The organism is Lysinibacillus sp. NPDC097231 (assembly GCF_044761885.1).
Taxonomy (GTDB): Bacteria; Bacillota; Bacilli; order Bacillales_A; family Planococcaceae; genus Lysinibacillus.
Map to the genome: position 1 here is coordinate 23,624 of NZ_JBIWDH010000029.1, position 23,661 is coordinate 47,284.

Sequence of the window (23,661 nt, forward strand, 5' to 3'; positions counted from 1 at the left end):
GAAATGAAAAATTTAACAGTTTTGGATGTGACATTGCGTGATGGTAGTCATTCAATGCGCCATGCATTTACAGAGCAGCAAGTGAGAGATGTAGCTCGTGGTTTAAGGAAAGCAAAAGTGAAATATTTTGAAGTATCACACGGAGATGGATTAGGGGGCTCTTCTTTACAATATGGTTTTTCAAAAGTAGATGAACTGAAGTTGATCGAAGCAGCGAGAGAAGAATGTGGTGACTCAGCTATTTCAGTTTTGATATTACCTGGTATAGGTATTAAGGAAGATTTAAAAAATGCAGTGAAGGCTGGAGCTAAAATGGCGCGTGTTGCAACACATGTAACCGAAGCCAATGTTGCTGCTCAACATATTTACTTAAGTCGAGAGTTAGGCTTGAAAACAGTTGGATTTTTAATGATGGCGCATATGGCTCCAACATCTGTAATAGTAGAGCAAGCGAAGTTATTTGAAAGTTATGGTGCTGAAATAATTTATGTAACTGACTCAGCAGGTGCCATGCTACCTCATGAGGTTAAGGAACGAGTAGCAGCATTGAAGGAGCATGTTTCTTGCGAAATAGGTTTCCATGCCCATAATAATTTATCCCTTGCTCTAGCAAATACTCTAGCTGCTGTTGAAGCAGGTGCTACGTATGTGGACGGTAGTTTACGCTGTTTAGGTGCTGGTAGTGGTAATACACAAACTGAAGTAATGGTTGCGGTTCTTGATCGTTTAGGTTATGAAACAGGCATTGATTTATATAGTGTAATAGATGTTGCGAATGAAGTAGTTGCGCCAATTATGCCACGGCCGCAAGAAATAACAGGCTCTAGTCTAATGATGGGCTACGCTGGTGTCTACTCTAGCTTTTTATTATTTACGCAGGAAGCGGCAAAAAAATATAACGTAGATGAACGTGAAGTTTTAGTGGAGCTTGGCAAAAGGAAAGTGGTAGGTGGGCAAGAGGATTTAATCGCAGAAATTGCTCGTGAAATATCCAATCTTAAACAGATAGTAAATTAGAAACGGAGGAATGATCGATGTTGAAAACCGCTACACTGGACCAAATAGCATATGAGTTGTATAAAGCAGAGAAAAATGTGTATGAGGTCACAAAGTTTGTCGATCAATATCCAGAGTTGACGGTGGAGACTGCCTATGATATTCAAGACAAACTAATAGAACTTAAGTGTCAGCATGAGCAAACGACCATTTCTGGACGAAAGCTTGGCTTAACAAGTAAAGCTAAACAGCAAATGATGGGTGTGCATGAGCCCTCTTACGGTGTGCTGTTAGCTAATATGGAATTAAACGCACAACTGCCAATATCATTAAAGTCTCTAATTCATCCAAAAATTGAGCCAGAGATTGCCTTCGTATTTAAGCAGGATTTACTCGGTCCAGTTATAACTGTTGCACAAGTATTAGAAGCAACAGATTATATAGTACCTGCGATGGAAATTATCGATAGTCGTTATTTGAATTTCAATTTCACGTTACCAGATGTGATTGCTGATAACTCTTCTTCCTCACGTTACATAGTGAGTTCGCATAAATATGCGGTAGATGAAGTAGATCTTGTGAACATGGGCTGTATCTTTAAACAAAATAATGAAATTTTTGCAACGAGTACAGCTGGCTCCATTATGGGGCATCCAGCGCGTGCCATTGCTTGGATGGCAAATAAACTAATCGCTCGTGGACAACACATTCTGGCAGGAGATGTTGTGCTAAGTGGCGCATTAACAGGCTCTGCAACAATGCATGCAGGGGACTGCTTTACTGTAAGCTTTGATGGAATAGAGTCGTTAACAGTTCGAGTAGACCAATAGAAAAGGAGGAGGGTGACATGCCATATATTCAAGTAACGTTTATTGAAGGACGTACAGCAGAGCAAAAGGAACAGTTAATTGAAGAAGTGAGTAAAACTGTTTCATCTGTATTAGATGCACCACTTGAGACGGTTCGTGTGTGCTTAAATGAGATTCCAAGTTCTCATTGGGGAATTGCAGGGAAGTCCATCCAACGTCGACAAAATGAAGAATAAGGAGTGGTCTAGCATGGGGAATACAGAAACGAAATTGAAAGAAGTCAAGCTATTTATAAATGGAGAATACGTAGAATCTTCTTCTCAAATATTGTTTGAGGTGAAAAATCCTGCGACCCAGGAAATTATTGCAAAAGTCCATGAAGCAAGCTTTGAGGATGTGGATCGGGCGTGTGAAGCAGCACGACAAGCCTTTGAAGAAGGGCCATGGCGTACAATGCCTTTATCTGAACGTTTAGCGAAAATTCGTCGGATGGCAGAGATTATTCTTGAACGAAAAGAGGAATTAGCACGCTTAGAGGCATTGGATGTAGGTAAGCCCTATCAAGTAGCATTAGAACGTGAAATTCCTCGTGCCGCAGAAAATTTAAAGTTTTTTGCTGATTTTATGGAACAGCAAGGCGGCGAAGTATATCCGATGGACGATGCTTATTTAAATTATACGCGCTATGAACCAGTTGGAGTTGCTGCGTTAATTACCCCTTGGAATTTACCGTTTATGCTAACAACGTGGAAGCTTGGTCCATGTTTAGCTTCAGGGAATACAGCGGTCATAAAGCCAGCGGAAATTACACCATTAACCGTATCGTTACTTGGTGAGATTGCACAACAGGCGGGCATTCCAGACGGCGTGGTTAACGTTGTCCATGGCTTTGGTGTACAATCAGCAGGAGAATTTATGACGACTCATCCTGAAGTCGATTTAATTTCCTTCACTGGAGAAACAACGACAGGGAAAGCCATCATGAAAAACGGTGCTGATTCATTGAAAAAAGTTTCCTTTGAATTAGGTGGTAAGGCCGCAAATATTATTTTTGAAGATGCAAACTTAGACAAAGCCATCCCAGTATCGATTCAAGCTGCGTTTATGAATTCCGGTCAAGTTTGTCTAGCAGGGTCGCGGATTTTAGTGCAACGTACAATCTTGGATGAATTCCTAACACGTTTTAAAGAAGCGGCTGCAGCATTAGTTGTTGGTGATCCTCAAGATTCAAAAACGAATATGGGGCCAGTTGTAAGTGAAACACATTATAACAAGGTAACAAGCTATTTAAGTATCGCTGAATATGAAAATTCTACGCTTATTTATGGCGGTGAACGTCCTGAGTTACCATCGTATTTAAGTACGGGCTATTATTTGCAACCGACTATCTATTTACAAGAAAATCCACAAGCACGTATTTGCCAAGAGGAAATATTTGGCCCTATCGTGACAATTATCCCGTTTGATACAGAGGAAGAGGCGCTTGCGATAGCGAATGGAACAGAGTACGGTTTAAATGCAGTTGTCTGGACTGATAATCTACAGCGTGCACATCGTATTTCACATGATGTACGTGCAGGGACGATTTGGGTAAATTGCTGGTTTGTGCGTGATTTACGTGCGCCGTTTGGAGGCTTTAAAAAGAGTGGCGTAGGACGAGAAGGTGGTCACCATAGCTTGGAATTTTTCACAGAAGCAAAAAATATTTGTATTGCGTTAAAGTGAAAATAATCAGTGGGGGACGAAGAGGCCCTCCACTGATTAAAATTGCACTTTATCGAAACAAATTGAGGTTTTATCGAAACTTTTTAGAAAAATATCGAAACAAACTCGAACTTTATCGAAACTTTCGCTTAAAAGTGTGCATTAAATGCAAGATATAGCCATGTTAAGGCAATTGCAATACATAGTTGAACCACAGCGCTAGCTATTAGGTAACCTCGAGGTTCACCTGCTTTTTTACGATAGTATATTTGCATAATAGAGTATAGCGTAAATAAGCTGTATATAATCGTAGCGTGTATGGAATGCATCAGTAAATAGATAGCAAATAAAATACCTGCAAACAATACTAGCATAATAGCGTTTGCGATGGCATGTTCAACTGTAGCAGCAAAAAAGCGTCGTTCGGTATGAGGCATTCTTTTTTTAGCTAGCCAAAGTATGAATTGCGTAAGTAATATAAAGATATTTCCTAGAATCATTTTGATTGAACGTTTATCGTCATAGTAATAATACTTTAGTGAATCAAACGCTTTTTCGGGTTGAATGGCATGCTCAGTTTGGACATTAAAGAAGGTGTCATTGTTTAGTATCTTCCATTTTTCCTGAGTACCGTCTGAATAGACAACCAACAAATCTTGAGGTTTAAAGTAACCATTTGCTTCCCACTGTTGAGCTGTTACTGAAACTGTAGGTGCATGCTTCATTTGTTTTTGTAACTGGAATAAAAATTGCTTATTAATATAGCATTGCTGAGGTACATAAAGGCACGATGCTTTTGCTATAAAGGTTTCATTGTTTTCATTGGTATGTACATAGACTTTAGCAATTGTTTTGTTTGTATCTGCTGTGAGCGGAGAGCTAACTGGCCTTTGGATAAAGGACAAAATTAAAATAGAAAGAACTGTGATAAATAGCAAGGACACTGCAGGCATTTTCCATGCCTTTTTGAGTGCTCGTTTTTCTATTGGAGTAGGTGTAGTAATGTTATGCAGTATTTTGTCCTGCTGCTGCTTTGTTAACTTTAGATCACGTAAATGACGCCAGGTTTTTTCATAGTTCTTCATTGAATTCACCTCCAAGCTGCTTTTTTAATGCTACAAGTGCACGTTTTAAAGTGTTTTTTACCTTTCCTTCATTCCAACCTAGTACATCACATGTCTCCTGAATGGATAGTTCCTCGATTTTACGTAAAATAATGACATCACGATAAGTAAGCTTAAGTTTACTAATGGCAAGATAAAGCATCTTTGCATCTTCCTGCTGGATGAGCCATTGGTGTGGTAAGTTCGGCTCAAGTTCCTCATGATCGTTTAAAAACGGTACAAATTGTATAAGCCTTTTTCGACGGTAATGATCGTAGGCTAGATTACGAGCAGTGCTTCTAAGCCAGGCAAGCTCTGCCCCTTCTTTAATTGATTGCTGATAATTGAAAAATCGAACAAATGTCTCCTGCGTGAAATCCTCCGCTAATTTTTCATCATTGAGTAAGTAATATAAGTATTTAAAAATGCTTTGATTATGTAAGTAAAATAGCTCTTCAAACGTCAAAATGTGCACCTCCTTTCTTTCTAAGACGAACGATTTTCAAAAAAGTATCATTTTACAAAAAAATAAAAAGCAGAGAGTACAAATACTCCCTGCTAATAAATCAATATTTTATAGGCTAATCGCTTTTACTTCATCAATATTTTCAAGCTGTGCTACGAATGTTAAATCTTCTTCTGTTACCACATTGTCGATTGTTAACATCATGACAGCTGTTCCGCCAACTTGTGCACGACCAACCTGCATAGTTGCGATGTTGATATCTTTTTCTGCTAGCTTCGTTGCTACGCGGCCGATTGCACCTGGTTTATCAGTATTTTTAATGTAAAGAAGGTGACCTTGTGGAATAACGTCTACAACATAATCTTCTACTTTAACAATACGTGCACCTAGACCGTTTAATAATGTACCAGCTACAGTGTGTATTTCATTTGCTGTTTTAATTTCAATTGTAATTAAGCTAGTGAAGCCTTTAGCAGTTGTTGTTTTATGCTCATTAATTTTCATGCCTATGCGTTCAGATAAGTAGCGAGCATTTACGTCATTCACATGATTACCGTGATTTTTAGATAATAGTCCTTTTAAAGCATTTGAAGTTAATGGACGTACATCATAGTTTGCCACTTCACCAGCATAAGATAAATTAATTTCTTTCACAGGTTCAGTAGTCACTTGAGATAAGAATGAACCAAGCTTTTCAGCTAATTCGAAGAAAGGTTCAACCTGTGCAAGTAGCTCTTTTGGAATAGATGGCATATTTACTGGGTTTGTTACAGTACCTGTTTTATAAAATTTAATAATGTCATTTGATACGTCAACAGCTACAGACTCTTGTGCTTCAATTGTAGATGCACCTAAGTGAGGTGTTGCGATCACTTGTGGTAAAGTCAGTAGCTTGTGATCTGTTGCAGGCTCAGATACGAATACGTCAAGAGCAGCACCAGCTACTTTACCTTCTACGATGGCATCATATAAATCATCCTCATTGATAATGCCGCCACGTGCACAGTTAATAATACGTACACCGTCTTTCATCATAGCGAATTTTTCTTTGTTAATAAGGTTACGTGTTTCAGGAAGAAGTGGTGTGTGTACTGTAATGAAATCTGCATTTGCACAAATTTCTTCAACTGTCGATTTTGTTACCCCTAACTCTTTAGCGCGTTCATCAGTTAGGAATGGATCGTATGCCATAACGTTCATGCGTTGACCTTTTGCACGATAAGCCACTTCAACACCGATACGACCGAAGCCTACAACACCTAAAGTTTTATTTTTTAGCTCAACCCCAACATATGATTTACGATCCCATTTACCATTTTTTAAAGTGTTAAATGCTTGTGGGATATGACGAGCAAGTGAAGTCATCATGGCAATTGTATGCTCAGCAGCAGAGTTAGTGTTACCGTCTGGTGCATTGACAACGATAATACCATGTTCAGTTGCAGCTGCTAAATCAATGTTGTCGACCCCTACACCAGCACGTCCAATAAGTTTTAAGTTTTTAGCTGCTTCGATTACTTCGCGAGTTACAGTTGTTTGAGAACGAACTAGTAATACATCTACATCCGCGATTTTTGCGATTAATTCTTCTGGTGCAAGACCAGTATCTACAATGATATTTAGGTCTAAATCTTGTTCTTGTCGAAGTGGGAAAATACCATCTTCACTTAGTGGATCAGCGATAAATACGTTAATTGTTTTTGTTGCAGTAGTCATTTGTAATTAGCTCCTTTTTAATTAAAGTTGTTAGTGGCCTCTATAGTACGACAGTCTGGAATTTGTAAAATTCAAACATCTTACAGCATGCAAACAATCTCCTTTCTATTTCCATGTGAATGAAGATAAAAAAGCCTTCCACCGCCTTACAAGCACAGATATTGTGTTGTAAGGGGCGAAAGGCTGAATAAACATTGGTTCGCGGTACCACCCTTAATTACTGCTTGAAAGATATCTTGCAGTCTTAGCTATATGCGTAACGTGCATGTGACGGATAAGCTTACTTTGGATTGTTCGGCTTATCTATTCAGGAGTGGAACTATTATCGTAGAAATCACTGATTTACACCGACCATCAGCTCTCTTGGGATTTTCTTGCGACTAGTGTGTCTCCGTCGTTATATTTTTGTGTAATTAAATTTGTTAACATCATAATCCCTATTGTTCACCTTTGTCAACAATAATTCTAAAAAATATTAAAAATATTGACTTCTAAAGTCTGAAAAATAACCATTTACGAATATTCATGGAATTCCTCCTGTTTATTGTTCGTATTCTTGGGAAGGACAATGAAAGCGCTAACGAAATGTGCTAAGTCAGATAACATAGGCGTTTAATGAAAAGTAGCGGTCGAAAATTATATGGGAATTAATTGGAATAAGATAGATTTTTTGAGTAATACTCTCTTTGTTTTAAGGGGGAATGCGAACAATTTTTTCTCGTCACATTTTCGTCAAAATTGCGAAGTGTAGAAGGTAAACACGCAATTAGAGAAGAATGTAAGTAAAGTAAGATTGATTTTTGGGGGTGTAGAAAGATGTATGATGTAGCAATTGTTGGTGCTGGACTGGCAGGTTTAGTCGCAGCCTGTGAGTTAATTGATGCAAAGAAAAGAATTCTTTTAGTAGACCAAGAACCCGAAAACTCAATGGGGGGGCAGGCATTTTGGTCTTTTGGTGGTCTATTTTTAGTAAATTCACCTGAGCAAAGAAGGCTTGGTATTAAAGATAGTAAAGAGCTCGCCTGGCAGGATTGGCAAGGGGCGGCTGGCTTTGATCGCTTGGAAGATGAAGATTCGTGGGCATATAAATGGGCGAGAGCTTATGTTGATTTCGCGGCTGGCGAAAAATATGAATGGCTAAGGTCAATAGGTATTAAATTTTTTCCTATAGTTGGTTGGGCAGAACGTGGAGGCTCATTAGCAGGGGGACACGGGAATTCGGTACCTAGGTTCCATATTGTATGGGGAACAGGACCTGGCATTGTAAAGCCTTTCGCTGATAAAGTAAAAAAAGCTATAAAGGACGGGCTGATAGATTTTAAACCGAGACATCGCGTGGATGAATTTATACAACAAGAAGGAAAAATTGTTGGAATTAGTGGGACAATTTTGGCTGAAAGCTATGCAAGTCGCGGTGAGAAAAGCTCAAGAATCGGCATTGGCGAATTTTCCTATGAAGCCGAAGCAGTTATTGTGGCTAGTGGTGGAATAGGCGCAAATTTTGATTTAGTAAGGAAGAATTGGCCGGAACGACTCGGAACACCACCAAAAAATATGGTCTGCGGTGTGCCTGCCTATGTAGATGGCAGAATGCTAGAAATTACTGAACATGCCGGGGGGCGTATCGTCAATCGAGATCGCATGTGGCACTATACAGAGGGCTTGAAAAATTGGGACCCAATTTGGCCAAATCACGGTATTCGAATTTTACCTGGCCCTTCCTCATTATGGTTTGATGCAGAGGGCAATCGATTTGGAGCACCGAATTTCCCAGGTTTTGATACATTAAGTACACTGGAAGCTATTCAAAAAACGGGCTATGATTATTCGTGGTTTATTTTAACTGAAAAGATTATTGAAAAGGAATTTGCCCTATCAGGCTCAGAACAAAACCCTGATTTAACAAATAGAAGCATTAGTGATGTTCTGAAACGTGTTTTACCAGGTCCACCTGCCCCTATTCAAGCATTTAAAAATCATGGGGAGGATTTTGTGATTGCGCATGATTTAAAGGAGTTAGTGAATGGTATGAACAAATTGGCTGGAAACGAACTTCTTGATTTCATGAAAATAAAAGAGCAAATTTTAGCAAGAGATCGTGAAATGGATAATAAGTTTACAAAGGATTTGCAGGTGAATGCAATTCATGGCGCAAGGAATTATATTGGTGATAAAATTGTGCGTGTTGCGAAACCCCACAAAATATTAGATACACAAAATTGGCCGTTGATCGCGGTTCGATTAAATATTTTAACACGTAAAACACTAGGAGGCCTGCAGACGAATTTAGATGGTGCAGTGCTAGGAATGGATGGTAAGCCTGTACCAGGTCTATACGCAGCAGGCGAAGTTAGTGGCTTTGGTGGTGGCGGCGTGCATGGATACCGAGCTTTAGAGGGGACATTTGTTGGCGGTTGTTTATTTAGTGGGCGACAGGTAGGGCGTTTTTTAGCAAAAAGGTAATATTAAAATTTAGAAAGCTTCTTTGAGAGGAGAAACTGCTCTGGTACAGGGGAGAATTGCTCGGGTAAGGAGTGAAACTGCTCTGGTACAAGGGAAAATTGCTCAGGTAAGGAGTGAAACCGCTCTGATACAAGGAAAAATCGCTCAGGTAAGGAGTGAAATCGCTCTGATACAGGGAAAATCGCTCGGGTAAGGAGTAAGACCGCTCTGGTACAAGGGAAAAATGCCATGGTAAGAAGTGAAAGCACTGAACTCTGGTAAAGGTTACAATTACTGATGATCATAGACTGAGAGTAGACGTTTGAAAAAGGGAAACAAATTTTAAGAATGATGACAACGCATCAAAAGGATAATATTAAAAAAAGCATCTCTCAATTGGAAGATGCTTTTTGGTGGTTCACTGATCCACAATAGAAGTTAATAGTGTATGTTCATTGTGAGGTGGAAAATTAAAGTGCAGATGCTTGAACCTGAGCAATTTTAGTGATTTGTTCCTCTACCTGCTCTTTTGTCCAACCATTTTCTTCAACGAAGAAGTTACGTTTTGCACGACGGCAATCGTCTGAACAGCTGCGCATATAAAATGCCTCATGCTTTTCCTCACAAAGCATTAATTTATGGCATTCAGGATTTGCACAGTTTGTATAGCGCTCAGATGGTTCACCAGTGAAGAAGTCCTTTCCGACAACAACATGCTCCACCTGATTAATCGGTACACTACGACGGCGGTCAAAGATAAACATTTGACCATCCCAAAGCTGGCCCTTTACTTCCGGATCTTTAGCATAGGTAGCGATACCGCCGTGTAATTGTCCAACGCTTTCGCCATAGCCCTCACGTTTTAACCAGCCAGAGAATTTTTCACAGCGAATACCACCTGTGCAGTACGTTAAAATTTTCTTACCAGTAAACTCTTCCTTATGAGCGTCCATCCAAGCTGGTAGCTCACGGAAGTTTTCAATATCTGGACGCACGGCCCCACGGAAATGCCCAAGGTCATATTCATAATCATTACGTGCATCAATAACTACCGTATTATCCTCCTGCATACGTTCCATAAATTCCTTAGGGGATAAATAATCACCTGTTATTTCTAATGGATTAATATCATCTTCTAAGCCTAAGTGTACAATTTCACGGCGAGGACGCACATGCATTTTTTTAAAAGCATGCCCTTCAGCCTCATCAATTTTCCACATAATATCACTAAAATGTGGGTTCGCTTTCATATGATTCATGTAAGCCTCTGTTTGCTCGACTGTACCCGAAACGGTTCCGTTTATCCCCTCATATCCAACTAAAATGCGACCCAGTAGTCCAATTTCTTTACAAAATGCTAAATGCTCCTCTGCAAATGCTACAGGGTCATCAATAGCAATATATTTATAATAAAGTAATACACGGAAGTTTTTCTGTGTCATAATACGTAACCACCTTTACATCAATATTCGTCCTTAAATATAGCATATCAAGTGCCATTTTGCGTAGGATAGAAGGAGTTTTCTAAAAAAACACGAATAGTACATAGTGAATGACTATTCATATTTGGGGGTGTTAGGATGGAATTTTCAACGATTACATTAGAAAAAATTGAACGTCGTGCTACATTAACATTGAATCGACCACAGGCAATGAATGCTATGGATGATGTCATGATGCGTGAATTGGCAGAATGTTTTGAGGCACTACAGCAGGAACAAGATATTCAGGTACTTGTCATTCGTGGAGAAGGAAAAGTCTTTTCAGCGGGTGGTGATATTAAGGCGATGCTAGATCCAAATAAACCACTTAATATAAATGAGGCAATGGTTTATTTAACACGCATTGTTAAGGCATATTACCAACTACCAATGATTGTTATAGCGGCGGTTCATGGTGCATCTGCAGGCTTAGGCTTTAGTCTTGCCTTAGGGGCTGATATCATAGTTGCATGTGAAAATAGTAAGCTTGCCATGAATTTCATTGGTATAGGCCTTATCCCTGATGGTGGCGGACATTTCTTTATGAAAGAACGTGTGGGTACTGTCAAAGCTAAGCAAATGATTTGGGAAGGTAAGGTATTATCTGCAGCCGAAGCACATGATGCAGGGTTAATTGATTACGTTGCAGCAGACGGGACTGTTTTTGCGGTAGCAGACCAGTTAGTTGGGAAAATGCTAGCCTCTCCAATTGCATCAATGATTACGACTAAAAAAATTCTTCATGCTCAAAATTTACCGCAATTAGAGAGTATTTTGGCAATGGAAGCAGAGGGACAATCGGCAATGCGTAAAACGACTGATCATTTAGAAGGAATTCATGCATTTGTTGAAAAAAGAACACCTGTCTTTGCCGGTAAATAAATTATAAAAAGAGTAAAGGCGCGTAGTAAAATGTACTACGTGCCTTTTACTAGCCACTATTAAACATGGAATAAGATTAATTTACCTGAAGCGTTAACGAGGCGATGAGTTTTGTCGGCAACACCCTTTTCCGTGATTTGTTGTTGACCGTTGATTTTTGCAGCCTCATCGTTTTCAAATGTCCATGTTTCGTCAAATAGTGTTTCCCCAGTTTTTTCAAAAGCTGTAAAACGATAATTCTCCATACAAACCCCACCCTTTACTTAAATATATCTCTATTATACATAGAAGATTTGTAAACTTCACGGTAAAACTAGCGAATATTTTGATAAATTTCGAAAATTGTGGAAAGTTTAAGTCAATACTAAGGGGGAATATTCTATGAATAAATTTCTCATCTAATGAGAAGTATGATAAAATAGAACAAATATTCGGTATTGGCGTGATTCGACAAAAAGTGATTAGTAAAATGATTTAGTGGCAACTCCGATGTGCTGAATTATGTTACAGCTTTGTGAGTGACAAAAGAATGTACCAGCAAGAATCTGGACATTGTGACGCCAAGGTGCAAATTATTTATAACTTGAGGTGATTGGATGTCAGCAATTCGTTTTTTCCATATGGCGGATTTACATTTAGATAGTCCATTTAAAGGCTTATTTGGTTTACCTGAACATAATTTTAAAAAGATTCGAGCAAGTACTTTTGAGGCTTTTGATAAAATTATTCACAAAGCCATTCAAGAGAAACCAGATTTTTTACTAATTGTCGGTGATATATATGATGGTGAAAATCGTAGTTTACAGGCACAACGGCGATTTCAGGATGCAATGGAAAAACTCTTTCAACATAATATCCCTGTGATTTTAAGCTATGGGAATCACGATCACTTAAATGGTTCTTGGACTCGTTTTGCTTTACCAAGCAACGTCTATGAATTACCAGCTGAGACTAGTGTTGTTCAGTTAAAAATACGTGGTCAGCAAGTCAATATTTATGGTTTCAGCTATAGCGAACGTCATATAAAGGAATCAATGATTGATAGTTATCCTGCTGCACAGGACCAGCATGCCATTCATATTGGTATGCTCCATGGTAGTGAGGCTAGCGATACTACACACGCTGTTTATGCTCCTTTCGTAAAAGAACAGCTTCTTGAAAAAAACTATCATTACTGGGCTTTGGGCCATATCCATAAACGTCAGCTTTTACACCAAAATCCACCAATTGTTTATCCAGGCAATATTCAAAGTCGACATCGCAAAGAGCAGGGAGTAAAAGGCTTTTATGACGTTACTTTATCGCATACTTCCACTGAATTAGAATTTATAGCAACATCCGCTGTTGTTTATAACACAGTAGAGGTGGATTGTACGAATGTTTTTCATGCAAATGAACTACTAAAAAAATGTGAAGAAGCATTAACACGCAATCGTCTAGAATATGGGGCATCTGTTGTTGAGCTACACCTAAAAAATCTAGATGAACAAGCACAGTCTTTATTTGAGCATGCCTCAGTAGATGCATGGCTAGAAACAATTCGAGAGGCAGAGGACGGAATTGAACCGATGTGCTGGGTACAAAAGCTTGTGTTGCATAATTCGTCAGCATTATATGAACATACTGCCGCTACTGAATCTGTGGTGCATTTAATGGAGCAGTGGGATGTTTCTGAGTGGAAGGATATTTTAAAGGACCTGTATCAACATGCTGGAGGTGCGAGATTGATCGAGCCTTTAACTGAACAAGACATTAAGAATTTACTGCACAACGCACAGGAATTATTAGCGGAAGAAATTCAAAGGGCGTGAAAAACATGCTAACGATACAAAAAATCCAAATTTATGGCTTTGGCAAGCATGAAAACATCACAATCTCCTTACATGAAGGTGTGACCATTTTTTATGGTATGAATGAAGCAGGAAAAACAACCATTCAACAGTTTATTCTACAAATGCTCTTCGGTTTTCCCACAAGGCAGCAGACACAAAGAAAATATGAACCAAAAGTTTCGACTAAATTTGGTGGTCAGCTTACGATTTGGCATCCAACGTACGGACAATGCACCATAGAGCGTGTGAAAGGAAAGGCAACTGGAGATGTTACAGTTTATTTGGAAGACGGTACAACGGGGCATGAGGAGCTTTTAGCAAAACTATTATATGGTTACTCCAGGGCATCCTTTGAGTCCGTTTTTTCCTTTTCATTACACGAGCTACAGGGCATTGAAAAAATGTCTGAGGAAGAGCTGACACAGTTATTACTTGCCTCTGGGACAACAGGAATTCAACAGTTATCGGTGATTGAAAAGAAATTGGACAAAGATGCAAGCGAGCTTTTTAAAAAATCAGGAAAGGTTCCATTTATTAATCAAAAATTGGAGCATTTGAAAAAGCTGGAGCGCACAATTAAACAAGAACAAGGTAATATTCAGACCTTTGAGGACAAGTTATTGCAATTACAACAGCTCGAACAAAGGTTAGAAGAACTATATAGTCAGCAAAAAGCACAGCAGCAAAATTGGCAGCAGCTAACAATACTCAAGCAGGCGATGCCAATTATGAAACAGCAAAACGCTCTTAAGCATACATTAAAGAACTATGAACACGTGCAATTTCCACCAGAGGGAATAAGACGTTATGAGCAATTAAAGGATCGGCTTTTGCATGAAACACTACAACTGGAGCAGTTGATGGAACAGTATCAAACGCTACAAAATAAATTGCAGTTAACAGTGGACGAGCAAGATATTCATGATATGGCTCGGCTTATGAATAAAGAAGCAACGTGGAATCAATTAGTTGTGAAAGAACAGAACTTAATGGATGATCAGTATTTACTTGAACAAGAAATAGAAGCACAGTTTCGCTTATTAGGCGTACAAGAAAAAGCAGCGCAAGATATTTTGCTTGAGGAAACTGTGTCATTGCAGCAAGAAGAACACTTTCAACGCCAGTTAAGCTTGTTACAAGAGACAGAAGAAGAGCTAAAGTTTCATTTGCGTTCACTTGAGCAGATACATGCAGAACTTGATACAGTCGCTCAACAAAAACAGCAGCTTCAACAAGAGGCATTATCTACTGAGGAAGAACATATTTTAGCACAGTGGCCCCATTGTAAACGCAAGCTTGAACAATTGCGAAATGTAAGGTCAAAGCGCTCGAAACAGCAGCAACCAAGTGTTTTTATATTTATTGTATTAGCCATATGTATCCTTGCGTTTATTTACGGTGTTTTTGAAAAAAATATGGCTGTAATCGTCTTTGGAGCCATTATGACGCTATTTATTATTTTATATTTGAAATTTGGTAGACAGACACATGAAGCCCCAAGTAAACAGCAAAGTCAATTAATAAGAGAGTTAGAACAAGAGGAAAATATCGCTCAGGCCATACTACTAAAAAAACAAAGGCTTGAGGATCGTGTGTCACATATAAATGAGCAGCAGCAAGAAAAAGAACGTCAATATGTGCAACTTGAATATAAAATTCAGCAGACTGAGTTAGTGAGTGAAGAGGCCACTCAGTCGCTTCAGCAATTTTTAAGCCGCTATCGTTTAGAGGGGAATGTACCAAGAACATTATTACCAGAGCTGTTTATGCGCATTCGGGGAGTTCAAGAACTAGCAGCAAAACAGAAGAATGCATTTAACCTTCTACAAACGATACAAGCTGAAAAACATGGATTATATGAACAGATACAGAGGGTATTAAAGGCAGAATATAGTGAACAGGAAATCTTTATGCACCTGCGCACTGCGTTCCTTACTATACAGCAGGAGCAGCAGACGTCTCAACAACTAAAAGAACAATTGCCTGTCCTTAAAACCAATATCCAAGGAGTGCAGTCTCATATAGAAAGCTATGAATCAGAAATTGCTCAGCTATTTAGCGTTGCTGATGTTCAAAAAGAGCAGGCTTATTATGAGGCACATCATCAATTTGAGCAACAGCAAAAACTAAAGACAGAGCTTCAAGCAATTAACAGTCAGCTAGCTTCACTGAATGTGTCCGATAAAGAGTCTTTGATAAACGAAGAGCAGCTTAGTGAAAAACTACTTTCTTTAGAAGAAGAACAGGGGGCAATGCAGTTAGAAGTAGATCAATGCCTAGAACAACGAGCTACATTACAGATTCAAAAGGAGCATCTTCTAAATGATGAGAAATATGGTCAATTGCTTCAGCAGTTTGAGCAAGAGAAATCAGCATTGCAACAGCTTATTGGGCAATGGGCTACAAAAAAAGCATTAGCTACTGCGATACATGAGACATTGTTCCGTCTTAGAGAAGAAAAATTACCTCATGTTCTGACAGAGGTTAATGGCATCTTTAATTTGTTAACGAGTGGTCGTTACGAAAAGCTTATCATTAATGACGAAGGCTATTTTGTTGCACAGGATGTTTCTGGCTTACGCTATCAAATGGCGGAATTATCTCAGGCAACGAAGGAACAAGCGTATATTTCGCTACGCATGGCTTTAGCAAAAACACTTACGGCTTCTGCCCCATTCCCATTTATTATGGACGATCCTTTTGTCCATTTTGATCGAAACCGTACAGACAAAATGGTACAATTAATGAAAGAAGTAGGGTATGAACGTCAAATTCTATATTTTACTTGCCATGACGCGATGCTCGAATATTGGCAGAAGGACCAAATTGTCGATGTAGGAGCACTAGCAAATGAAAGGGGAGTAGCGTCAACATGAAGGGTATTACGACGCTCCAAGTTGGAGAATCAGTTGATCAATTTCTATTAATTAAACAGGCGACAAAAGGGGTTACAACAGTTGGAAAGCCATTTATGTCACTGTTATTACAAGATAAAAGTGGAGATATTGAGGCTAAGCTATGGGATACAAATGAGGAACACGAAAAAATGTATCATGCCGAGGCAATTGTCCGTGTAGGTGGAGAAATTCATGACTACCGTGGCAAAAATCAATTGCGTATAAAAGCGATTCGTGTTGCAAAACCAGAGGAGGGAATTGCTATAAATGATCTAGTTCCTTCCTCAGCAACTCCAAAAGAACAATTATATGAAGAATTAATGCAATTTTTCTTTGATATTAAAAATCCAAGTATTTCACGTATTACGCGAGCTGCTATTAAAAAACATCAGGATGCTATTTTAGTTTATCCTGCTGCAACAAAAAATCACCACGATTATGCGTCAGGCTTACTGGATCATATGGTATCAATGTTAAAACTAGGGAAAGCTATTACGGATTTATATCCTACGCTAAACCGAGATCTGTTATATGCAGGGATTATTTTACATGATATCGGAAAAGTTGTTGAGCTATCAGGGCCTGTCGCAACAATGTATACGGTCGAAGGAAACTTACTTGGCCATATTACTATTATGGTTAACGAAATTGCTAAGATTGCTAGTGAGCTAGAAATCGAAGGTGAGGAGGTAATGCTATTACAGCATATGGTATTGTCTCACCATGGTAAAGAAGAGTGGGGTAGCCCGAAAAAACCGATGATTCAGGAAGCGGAAATCTTGCATTACATTGATAACATAGATGCTAAGATGAATATGCTAACAAGAGCACTTGGTAAAACAGCCCCAGGTGAATTTACGGAGAGACTATTCCCACTCGATAATCGATCGTTTTATAAACCAGCTATAATTTAAGTATGTAAGGGAGCTATCGGGAAAGTGGAATTTTCCCAATAGCTCTACTTAATTTGTTGTGAATATTTTCTATAAAGCTGTTATATTACGATAATTACATAAAAATGTTCGAAAGGATTTCCAATATTATCGCTGTGATAACTATAAATAAATCATTATTAAAATAAAAAGGTCAACTCAAATAAATTTTTGAGTTGACCTTTATTAAATATAACAGTTCGGCAAGTTATTACTTAGTTGTTAGAAGTCCTTTGTAAAATGCCACTGTCACATTTCGGCTTGCGTCATAATGCCAATATTGTAGAGTAAGTCTCCCCCAGCCTTCACTTCCGTTGTAATCGATGAAAGTAGGAACGGGTGTTTGTGCTCCTTTAATTTCGATCGTTGTTTCAAAAATAAACGAACCAAATGGTGTAATTGTGTTTTCTACAGTGCTTGACGTAGGTGTAATATTACCTTCACTTGCTTGAGCGGAAGGTAAAACTGCTCCTGAAAATAGTAGTGCTGATGTAGCTAGAATACCAGTTAGTAATTTGCTTTTTTTCATAAATGAAACAACTCCTTATATTAAATGATAGTTAAAAGATATCTAAATAAGGTGTACAAAAAATATTTTATAATGTAAAAATAAATCTATTTTTGTAATATTTTAGATATATTTGTAACTAATACAAATTATAGCATTAGTTATAAATATATCAAGAAAAATTTTCCTGTGTAAGCAAAATAATTCAATGTTTGACAAGTGAAAATCCACTCAGGCAGATTTGATATATAAATCGTACCACCTACTAAATCCCGTCCCGATGTTTCGGCACCTTCATTGATTTGAATGACCTTTCCAATCGCGTAATAGGGGATATAGTACCATCTTTCTAGAAAGAGTACACAATGCGATAGAAAGCTTAAAAAGACCTTAAAAAATTGTCCATGCAGGCGGTGATTACTTTTGCTGTCATGAGTGTGAAGAAGCTTTCTACTTGGACAAGGCAAGTTGCTAATAATAAGAATATGCACAAAGAGCATGTTCTTTTTGACAGGAGATTAATATTTCTTGAACATAAAAAAGATAGAAAAAATGACAAAATATACTAAAAATAGTAGTGCAAACCAAGGCAATGGTTTGTGCTACTATTTTTTATAGTAGAAGTGAAGAAAAGCCAACTAGCATCTGGGACCATTTGTGAGTCCGTATATAAAACCGGCTAACTTCATGCCCTTATTTGAATCAGTTTAGTATGTTGGATCCTAAGAGATCGTGTATAAGAAAGTGGAATCGATAAGGTACTGTGAAGGCTTCTATGATTGGTCAAAAGGAGAAGAATGAGATGAAACATGTCATTGCGTTAGATGTCAGTAAAGGAAAAAGTACCGTTGCGATTTATAATGGTCACCGCAATTGATTCATGTTATAATCTTTTAAACATAAGGATCCTTCTTTCTGTATAATTTTGTTGTGGTGACTTAATTTTATCAGAAGTGGTCCTTATTTTTTTATGAAAAAAATTTAAAGCCGGTGGAATTTTACTGATAGTAAAATTTCACCGGCTTTTTAGTTTAGAGATGGGTTTTATCCCAGCCTCTTTTCTCGATAGACTGAGGTTACGTTGACATCAAAGTAACCTATTTAAATTGGTAATATTAGATTTATTTTTTAGTATCCTGGTCTTTTTCTTCAGCTGCCTTAGCCTGATCTTCACTTGTTGTTGTAATGGCCTCTATAGCTGGTTTTAAATCTTTATCAGACGTTTTAATATCAGCATCTTTCGCCATTTTTGCAACGATATCCTTAAGAATTTGCTGACCTTCACCTGTATTCATTAATTTAGCTAGCATTGTTGTACGGATGTTTTCCTCTTCATCTTTAAAGGAACCAACATCTTTTACATCACGCTTTTCCGTGATTTCGATAACATGGTAACCGAAGCTTGATTGTACTGGTTCACTTAAAGTATTTAAAGGAAGGGCATAAGCAGCATCATTAAATTCATCTACCATTGCACCAACAGAGAACCAGCCAAGCTCCCCACCTTTTTCAGCAGAACCAGTATCAGTTGAGTATTCTTTTGCTACATCTGCAAAAGAAGCTCCGCCTTTAATTTTAGCGATAACTTCGTTAGCTGTTTTCTCATCTGCTACTAAAATATGGCGTCCATTTAATTCAGTTTTCATTTGTTCATAATGTTTTTTTACATCTTCTTCTTTAATGGCTTGGTCTTTCAAAGCTTTATCTTGCAAAACTTCTAGTCGTAAGTAGTTATTTTTAAATGACTCTTCATTCAAGCCACTTTGTGCTAACATGTCTTTTAATCCATCCCCATATTGTGAGGCATAGTCATCGTATCTTGCCTGAATCTCTTTATCAGTTACATCGTATTTGCTAGCAAGAACCTTCTCAGCTACTAATTGTTGAAGAACAGCAGAGCCTGCTAAAGTTTTAGCTGTCTCATTAAATTGCTCAACTGAAATGTCGCCTACTTTAGAAGTAACGATGGCTTTACTATCTCCTCCGCTACAAGCACCAAGGGCTAATACCGAAGCAGCTAATGTTAAAGATAAAACTGTCTTTTTCATATTGAATTTTCTCTCCTAACATGGTTTCGTCCATTTTTTACTATAACATAAACGCTTTAAAAACAAAATGGTTCCCCCTTGAGTATAGCCTATATTTCAAATTTTGAAGCGCATAGGATATAGAAAGAAAGGGGGTGAAGTTATGAGCGGCGGAGGATACGGTGGCGGTGGCTACGGCTCAGGCTTTGCTTTATTAGTTGTGTTATTTATTTTATTAATTATCGTTGGTGCAGCGTTCCTATACTAATTAATAAAATGACGAAAAGCTAAGGGTGTAATGTCCTTAGCTTTTCTTAACAATGTAAAGCATTCGCGCCGCACGCTTGAGGTCACTTCCCAAACAATGAGGTTGGTCAGAAAGAGTTGTCACATGGGTGTCAAACTTACCTTCGTGCGTGCGGATGGGCGCGGGTGCAATTTTTTTAACTATACTGCATATAAAATTTCAATATAAAATGAGACAAGTAAAATTGTAATAAGTATATTTATAGTTCGGAATATTTTTGGCTGGTTTTCTTCGGGAATTTCACGTCGCATGCACAGTGCGTATGTCATGCGGTTTATTTGAAATAAATAGAATACCGAGAATAGAACTACGATCATTAATAGCAAGTCTATTCCTCCCCTCTTTCAGTATTAATAGCATAACAAAAAACGCCAATAAAACACAAGTACAAGCATTTTAGTGAATAGTAGTCGGTACTAAAATTTCATAGCCCTTTGGTGTTTCTTCTATTTGGGAATTCTTAGGTGAATTCAGTAAATATTTCACATACAGAATATCAATTAAACATAGACTACAATGATAGCCTAATAGCAATGTGCCATAATGGGTATATGCAGGAAATAGTATTATACCTAATACAATACCGGTATTTAAAACAATAAATGGCGTGAGTAAAGCTAAAATATAACGATTTTTCGATAAAGGTTCGCGAATACGCATGTGTAGAATTGGAATAACATAAAATTGGGTACGCACACGTAATTTTAAATGCCGGCGTAAATCATACAGTGCTAAAAAATGTATGAATTTATGAATCGGATAAAGTGCTAGTACAGCAATGGCAAATAACCACAACAAAGAATCCGTATAGTGTTCGTCATTAAATAAATTAAATGTCACGTAGGATAGAGAAAAGACAGTTAGAAAAACAAATACAGACATTATAATAATACGCGTTGTTCCGTAGTGATGTTCAAGGTTTAAAATTTTCCAACAATGCATGGTTTATCAACTCCGTTATAGGAAGGGTCCTATTTAATGTAAATTGATTTATGTTAGATTGCAAGAAAAAGGGGGGATCTTAGAAATATTTCTAAGATACCTCCTTTGGCATGATATACTCCCGCATTTACATTACTGCTGGAAAAGCGCAATTGGTAAAAAACTAAAAATCAGTGGGGATGAAGAAAACCCCACTGATTAGTTTAACTTTATCCTTTTACTGTAGGCCGTTCTTCTATTTTGTCAAAGGAATCACGGAAGTGTTGGAAGGAGCGCTCGAAAATGTCGATGAAGTCCTCTCCATATATATTGCGAATAACAGCCATAACATCTAAAAATTCTGGGAAGCGACCATATAAGTCTTTTAAAGCTAATGAGCCCTCGAGGACAGAATGATACGTATTATGATAATTACTATTCATTTCAACAATAAGATCTGTACCTGCTTCTGTTAATTCAACATACGTATTACGTTTGTCATCATCCCGCTTTGAAAATTTAAGGAACCCTCGCTCTTCTAATTTTTTAGAAAAGTTAAATGCTGTAGAAACATGCATCACACCAAATTTTGCCACATCGGAAATCGAAGCCCCTTTTAAATGATACGAAATCCATAAAATATGATGCTCGTTAATGTTCAAATCATATGGTTTGATCCATTGTTGCCAATCTTTTTCAACCGCTTTCCATAAGGCTTTTGATAATTGTGCAATTCTTTGACTATAAAGCATCGCTTCTTTTTGAGTGTATAATTCCTCTGACAAAGCCATCACCTACTGCTTTCTTTAACATTTTAAAAATATTATAGCAATAAAGAAAAAAAGTTTAAAGTTAGAAAAATGAAAAAATTGAAAAGTGGTTAAAAAATAATAATATATTAATTAAAAGTAATAAAAATATAGTTTTTTCATTACTGAAAAAGGACTTTAGTCGTTAATTATTTCTTGCGATTTTTCCTTTTTTTCTGTGAATTGTGCAACGTTTTTCTCGATTTCGTTAATCGAATTCTGTAATGCCTCTATTTCTTGTTGTAAATTATTTTTTGAAGGTTCAATTTCTTCTGTGAATGTACTAATTGTTTGTTTTAAATCATTTATTATTTGCGGTATATTATTTTTTACTTCATTTGTTAGTGAACTAACGGATTGTTTTACTGTGTCTACTTGTTGTTTTACATCTAAAAGTTTGTCCTTTGTGATTTCAGCATTTGCCCGCAAATTAGCGCGCAATTGTTGTCCTGATTGAGGTGTTGAAAAAAGTACAGCGATTGCCCCGCCTACAATTCCAGTTGTTAGTCCGATTAAAAATGGTTTTGCTTTCATATTGAATACCTCATTTCTGTAATGATCATGTTATCTACTATTAAACCATGAAATGCACATATACCAAAAGAAAAAAGAAACTAAAACGAGTGATTTTGAATCACGGTTTAGCTTCTTTTGTTAGTAAAAAGTACATATCCCTCAAAATGGAGACGTAAGCACTTATTATTAAATTGAAATTGTGGTAGTGAATTTAGAACGTTTCACTAATTTTGCAACTATAGGGTAAATGATTACAAACGCAATGACATTAAATGCCACAGCAGGTAATACAACGCCTATAAATAATACTGCAAATGTTGCGCCAACATTTGCGTTGAACACAAATAGTGCTACTGCTAAAAAGACAGTGCCCGATAAAATTGTTCCTAAACCCACTAAAATAGCTGATACTGCAAAGTTGCTAGCCAATTTTTTCAGTACCATTAAGGCTGCTAAAAAAATAAAACCAGTAACTGCTTTATCGATAATATTTGGAACAAGTCCCGCTGGAAACGTCGTAAACAATCCTGAAAGTACACCTGTTGCTAAAGAAAGTAAGAACGTTTCTTTAATAGTAGGGAATAGTAAAATGCCAATAAACATCATTGTTAGCATAAAATCAGGCTTCATACCGTTTACCATACCTGGTGTAACTACATAAAGGGCAGCACCGACACCAACTAAAAGTGCCATCAAAACTAAATTCTTTGTATTCATTTCTAATCTCTCCTCAACTAAGCTTTTCTATTTGTCTCCTAACGTGTCCTCATGACCGTTAGCGAAACTTATTTGTGATTGTACGATAAAAATTTATAAAATGCAATACACTTTTCTGACAATTTGAGTGGTAAAATTGTAAACTTATTAAAGATTAGCTTTAATACTTTCCGCAATTTCAGCTAATTGCTCTGGTGTATATTTTTGTGTTTGCCAAATTAAGCCCAGACCTTCTTTTTCATCATAGCGAGGAATAAAATGTAAGTGGTAGTGGAAAACAGTTTGTCCAGCTGCAGCACCATTATTATTAATTGTATTAAGTCCAATTGGATTAAAAGTAGCTTTTATAGCATTCGCAATTTTTGGTGCTACTGCATATAAATTACGAGCTACATCCTCAGGCATTTCGAATAGATCCTTACAATGGTGTTTTGGAATTAATAGGGTATGCCCCTTTGCTACAGGTGAAATGTCAGTAAATGCATAGACATGTTCGTCTTCATAAATTTTTGTACTTGGAATGGATCCATCAATGATTTTGCAAAATAGGCAATCGCTCATTCGAAATTTCCCCCTTATTTTATATGTAAGTACAT

23 protein-coding genes and 1 other annotated feature are annotated in these 23,661 nt (G+C 37.5%); of the genes, 10 read left to right on the forward strand and 13 right to left on the reverse strand.

The genetic code is table 11. The features are described 5' to 3' along the window. Positions 1 to 3 precede the first annotated feature (3 nt). The 4 genes from dmpG to ACIQXF_RS16480 are packed head-to-tail and all read left to right on the forward strand — an operon-like array spanning position 4 to position 3,530. Entirely contained in the window at positions 4 to 1,017 is a 1,014-nt protein-coding gene (gene dmpG, locus ACIQXF_RS16465; RefSeq protein WP_402784698.1) for a 4-hydroxy-2-oxovalerate aldolase, read from the forward strand. 17 nt (positions 1,018 to 1,034) lie between these two features. Then, positions 1,035 to 1,826 carry a 2-keto-4-pentenoate hydratase gene (locus ACIQXF_RS16470; protein ID WP_402784701.1) on the forward strand — a complete coding sequence of 264 codons (792 nt, stop codon included), beginning with the start codon at positions 1,035 to 1,037 and terminating at the stop codon, positions 1,824 to 1,826. Positions 1,827 to 1,843: 17 nt separating this feature from the next. Next, the gene (locus tag ACIQXF_RS16475; RefSeq protein WP_402784704.1) at positions 1,844 to 2,041 is read left to right on the forward strand and encodes a 4-oxalocrotonate tautomerase; all 198 of its coding nucleotides are present in this window, start codon (positions 1,844 to 1,846) and stop codon (positions 2,039 to 2,041) included. Positions 2,042 to 2,054: 13 nt separating this feature from the next. Then, positions 2,055 to 3,530, forward strand: coding sequence for an aldehyde dehydrogenase (locus tag ACIQXF_RS16480; protein WP_402784706.1), 1,476 nt, complete (start codon positions 2,055 to 2,057; stop codon positions 3,528 to 3,530). 128 nt (positions 3,531 to 3,658) lie between these two features. On the opposite strand, the gene ACIQXF_RS16485 is transcribed toward ACIQXF_RS16480, so the two are convergent. The 3 genes from ACIQXF_RS16485 to serA all read right to left on the reverse strand — a co-directional run bounded on the left by ACIQXF_RS16485 (position 3,659) and on the right by serA (position 6,794). Further along, entirely contained in the window at positions 3,659 to 4,594 is a 936-nt protein-coding gene (locus ACIQXF_RS16485) for a hypothetical protein (protein ID WP_402784709.1), read from the reverse strand. Then, positions 4,581 to 5,078: an RNA polymerase sigma factor gene (locus ACIQXF_RS16490; protein WP_402784712.1), complete on the reverse strand. Its 498-nt coding sequence runs from the start codon at positions 5,076 to 5,078 to the stop codon at positions 4,581 to 4,583. Before ACIQXF_RS16490 ends, ACIQXF_RS16485 begins: the two co-directional genes overlap by 14 nt. 108 nt (positions 5,079 to 5,186) lie before the next feature. After that, positions 5,187 to 6,794: a phosphoglycerate dehydrogenase gene (serA, locus tag ACIQXF_RS16495; protein ID WP_402784715.1), complete on the reverse strand. Its 1,608-nt coding sequence runs from the start codon at positions 6,792 to 6,794 to the stop codon at positions 5,187 to 5,189. 168 nt (positions 6,795 to 6,962) lie between these two features. Further along, positions 6,963 to 7,201: a binding site (T-box leader), on the reverse strand. A 409-nt stretch (positions 7,202 to 7,610) separates the two neighbouring features. Between serA and ACIQXF_RS16500 the strand changes: the two genes are divergently transcribed. Continuing rightward, on the forward strand, positions 7,611 to 9,257 hold the full coding sequence (locus tag ACIQXF_RS16500) for an FAD-binding dehydrogenase (RefSeq protein WP_402784720.1): 1,647 nt from the start codon (positions 7,611 to 7,613) through the stop codon (positions 9,255 to 9,257). A gap of 449 nt (positions 9,258 to 9,706) precedes the next feature. Here the strand turns inward: ACIQXF_RS16500 and trhO are convergent, their stop codons facing one another. Continuing rightward, positions 9,707 to 10,678 carry an oxygen-dependent tRNA uridine(34) hydroxylase TrhO gene (gene trhO, locus ACIQXF_RS16505; protein ID WP_402784723.1) on the reverse strand — a complete coding sequence of 324 codons (972 nt, stop codon included), beginning with the start codon at positions 10,676 to 10,678 and terminating at the stop codon, positions 9,707 to 9,709. A 138-nt stretch (positions 10,679 to 10,816) separates the two neighbouring features. Here trhO and ACIQXF_RS16510 point away from each other — a divergent pair, with 138 nt between their 5' ends. Then, the gene (locus ACIQXF_RS16510) at positions 10,817 to 11,599 is read left to right on the forward strand and encodes an enoyl-CoA hydratase (protein ID WP_402784726.1); all 783 of its coding nucleotides are present in this window, start codon (positions 10,817 to 10,819) and stop codon (positions 11,597 to 11,599) included. A gap of 59 nt (positions 11,600 to 11,658) precedes the next feature. Here ACIQXF_RS16510 and ACIQXF_RS16515 read toward each other — a convergent pair whose 3' ends face one another. Beyond that, positions 11,659 to 11,844, reverse strand: coding sequence for a YhzD family protein (locus ACIQXF_RS16515; RefSeq protein ID WP_402784729.1), 186 nt, complete (start codon positions 11,842 to 11,844; stop codon positions 11,659 to 11,661). Between the two features lie 351 nt (positions 11,845 to 12,195). Here ACIQXF_RS16515 and ACIQXF_RS16520 point away from each other — a divergent pair, with 351 nt between their 5' ends. Genes ACIQXF_RS16520 through yhaM form a run of 3 tightly spaced genes read left to right on the forward strand, consistent with a single transcriptional unit; the run spans position 12,196 to position 17,242 of the window. Then, a complete protein-coding gene (locus tag ACIQXF_RS16520) occupies positions 12,196 to 13,410 on the forward strand; it encodes a metallophosphoesterase family protein (protein ID WP_402784732.1) in 1,215 nt (404 codons plus the stop codon). A 5-nt stretch (positions 13,411 to 13,415) separates the two neighbouring features. Then, positions 13,416 to 16,307, forward strand: coding sequence for an ATP-binding protein (locus ACIQXF_RS16525; protein ID WP_402784735.1), 2,892 nt, complete (start codon positions 13,416 to 13,418; stop codon positions 16,305 to 16,307). Beyond that, complete coding sequence (gene yhaM, locus ACIQXF_RS16530) at positions 16,304 to 17,242, forward strand: 3'-5' exoribonuclease YhaM (protein ID WP_402784738.1); 939 nt, start codon at positions 16,304 to 16,306, stop codon at positions 17,240 to 17,242. Before ACIQXF_RS16525 ends, yhaM begins: the two co-directional genes overlap by 4 nt. A 229-nt stretch (positions 17,243 to 17,471) precedes the next feature. Here yhaM and ACIQXF_RS16535 read toward each other — a convergent pair whose 3' ends face one another. Both ACIQXF_RS16535 and ACIQXF_RS16540 read right to left on the reverse strand, forming a co-directional pair. After that, positions 17,472 to 17,789, reverse strand: a complete 318-nt coding sequence (locus tag ACIQXF_RS16535; RefSeq protein ID WP_402784741.1) for a hypothetical protein — start codon at positions 17,787 to 17,789, stop codon at positions 17,472 to 17,474. 1,100 nt (positions 17,790 to 18,889) lie between these two features. Continuing rightward, positions 18,890 to 19,816: a peptidylprolyl isomerase gene (locus ACIQXF_RS16540; protein ID WP_402784744.1), complete on the reverse strand. Its 927-nt coding sequence runs from the start codon at positions 19,814 to 19,816 to the stop codon at positions 18,890 to 18,892. A gap of 142 nt (positions 19,817 to 19,958) precedes the next feature. Between ACIQXF_RS16540 and ACIQXF_RS16545 the strand changes: the two genes are divergently transcribed. Next, on the forward strand, positions 19,959 to 20,063 hold the full coding sequence (locus tag ACIQXF_RS16545; protein ID WP_402784747.1) for a YjcZ family sporulation protein: 105 nt from the start codon (positions 19,959 to 19,961) through the stop codon (positions 20,061 to 20,063). A 179-nt stretch (positions 20,064 to 20,242) separates the two neighbouring features. Here ACIQXF_RS16545 and ACIQXF_RS23065 read toward each other — a convergent pair whose 3' ends face one another. From ACIQXF_RS23065 to ACIQXF_RS16570, 6 genes are all read right to left on the reverse strand, one after another. Then, positions 20,243 to 20,428, reverse strand: a complete 186-nt coding sequence (locus ACIQXF_RS23065) for a hypothetical protein (RefSeq protein ID WP_008173337.1) — start codon at positions 20,426 to 20,428, stop codon at positions 20,243 to 20,245. A 70-nt stretch (positions 20,429 to 20,498) separates the two neighbouring features. After that, positions 20,499 to 21,044, reverse strand: a complete 546-nt coding sequence (locus ACIQXF_RS16550) for a DUF3267 domain-containing protein (protein WP_402784750.1) — start codon at positions 21,042 to 21,044, stop codon at positions 20,499 to 20,501. 209 nt (positions 21,045 to 21,253) lie between these two features. Beyond that, positions 21,254 to 21,814 carry an HTH-type transcriptional regulator Hpr gene (locus tag ACIQXF_RS16555; protein ID WP_402784813.1) on the reverse strand — a complete coding sequence of 187 codons (561 nt, stop codon included), beginning with the start codon at positions 21,812 to 21,814 and terminating at the stop codon, positions 21,254 to 21,256. A 156-nt stretch (positions 21,815 to 21,970) separates the two neighbouring features. Then, on the reverse strand, positions 21,971 to 22,366 hold the full coding sequence (locus ACIQXF_RS16560; RefSeq protein WP_402784753.1) for a YtxH domain-containing protein: 396 nt from the start codon (positions 22,364 to 22,366) through the stop codon (positions 21,971 to 21,973). Positions 22,367 to 22,534: 168 nt separating this feature from the next. Beyond that, complete coding sequence (locus ACIQXF_RS16565) at positions 22,535 to 23,065, reverse strand: tryptophan transporter (RefSeq protein WP_402784756.1); 531 nt, start codon at positions 23,063 to 23,065, stop codon at positions 22,535 to 22,537. Positions 23,066 to 23,212: 147 nt separating this feature from the next. Next, positions 23,213 to 23,626 carry an HIT family protein gene (locus tag ACIQXF_RS16570; RefSeq protein WP_402784759.1) on the reverse strand — a complete coding sequence of 138 codons (414 nt, stop codon included), beginning with the start codon at positions 23,624 to 23,626 and terminating at the stop codon, positions 23,213 to 23,215. Positions 23,627 to 23,661 lie beyond the last annotated feature (35 nt).

Excerpts from the sequence above, each read along its gene's own strand:
- dmpG (WP_402784698.1), top strand. The coding sequence starts at position 4 with ATGAAAAATTTAACAGTTTTGGATGTGACATTGCGTGATGGTAGTCAT.
- ACIQXF_RS16470 (WP_402784701.1), top strand. The coding sequence starts at position 1,035 with ATGTTGAAAACCGCTACACTGGACCAAATAGCATATGAGTTGTATAAA.
- ACIQXF_RS16475 (WP_402784704.1), top strand. The coding sequence starts at position 1,844 with ATGCCATATATTCAAGTAACGTTTATTGAAGGACGTACAGCAGAGCAA.
- ACIQXF_RS16480 (WP_402784706.1), top strand. The coding sequence starts at position 2,055 with ATGGGGAATACAGAAACGAAATTGAAAGAAGTCAAGCTATTTATAAAT.
- ACIQXF_RS16485 (WP_402784709.1), bottom strand. The coding sequence starts at position 4,594 with ATGAAGAACTATGAAAAAACCTGGCGTCATTTACGTGATCTAAAGTTA.
- serA (WP_402784715.1), bottom strand. The coding sequence starts at position 6,794 with ATGACTACTGCAACAAAAACAATTAACGTATTTATCGCTGATCCACTA.
- ACIQXF_RS16500 (WP_402784720.1), top strand. The coding sequence starts at position 7,611 with ATGTATGATGTAGCAATTGTTGGTGCTGGACTGGCAGGTTTAGTCGCA.
- trhO (WP_402784723.1), bottom strand. The coding sequence starts at position 10,678 with ATGACACAGAAAAACTTCCGTGTATTACTTTATTATAAATATATTGCT.
- ACIQXF_RS16510 (WP_402784726.1), top strand. The coding sequence starts at position 10,817 with ATGGAATTTTCAACGATTACATTAGAAAAAATTGAACGTCGTGCTACA.
- ACIQXF_RS16515 (WP_402784729.1), bottom strand. The coding sequence starts at position 11,844 with ATGGAGAATTATCGTTTTACAGCTTTTGAAAAAACTGGGGAAACACTA.
- ACIQXF_RS16520 (WP_402784732.1), top strand. The coding sequence starts at position 12,196 with ATGTCAGCAATTCGTTTTTTCCATATGGCGGATTTACATTTAGATAGT.
- ACIQXF_RS16525 (WP_402784735.1), top strand. The coding sequence starts at position 13,416 with ATGCTAACGATACAAAAAATCCAAATTTATGGCTTTGGCAAGCATGAA.
- yhaM (WP_402784738.1), top strand. The coding sequence starts at position 16,304 with ATGAAGGGTATTACGACGCTCCAAGTTGGAGAATCAGTTGATCAATTT.
- ACIQXF_RS16535 (WP_402784741.1), bottom strand. The coding sequence starts at position 17,789 with ATGAAAAAAAGCAAATTACTAACTGGTATTCTAGCTACATCAGCACTA.
- ACIQXF_RS16540 (WP_402784744.1), bottom strand. The coding sequence starts at position 19,816 with ATGAAAAAGACAGTTTTATCTTTAACATTAGCTGCTTCGGTATTAGCC.
- ACIQXF_RS16545 (WP_402784747.1), top strand. The coding sequence starts at position 19,959 with ATGAGCGGCGGAGGATACGGTGGCGGTGGCTACGGCTCAGGCTTTGCT.
- ACIQXF_RS16550 (WP_402784750.1), bottom strand. The coding sequence starts at position 21,044 with ATGCATTGTTGGAAAATTTTAAACCTTGAACATCACTACGGAACAACG.
- ACIQXF_RS16555 (WP_402784813.1), bottom strand. The coding sequence starts at position 21,814 with ATGGCTTTGTCAGAGGAATTATACACTCAAAAAGAAGCGATGCTTTAT.
- ACIQXF_RS16560 (WP_402784753.1), bottom strand. The coding sequence starts at position 22,366 with ATGAAAGCAAAACCATTTTTAATCGGACTAACAACTGGAATTGTAGGC.
- ACIQXF_RS16565 (WP_402784756.1), bottom strand. The coding sequence starts at position 23,065 with ATGAATACAAAGAATTTAGTTTTGATGGCACTTTTAGTTGGTGTCGGT.
- ACIQXF_RS16570 (WP_402784759.1), bottom strand. The coding sequence starts at position 23,626 with ATGAGCGATTGCCTATTTTGCAAAATCATTGATGGATCCATTCCAAGT.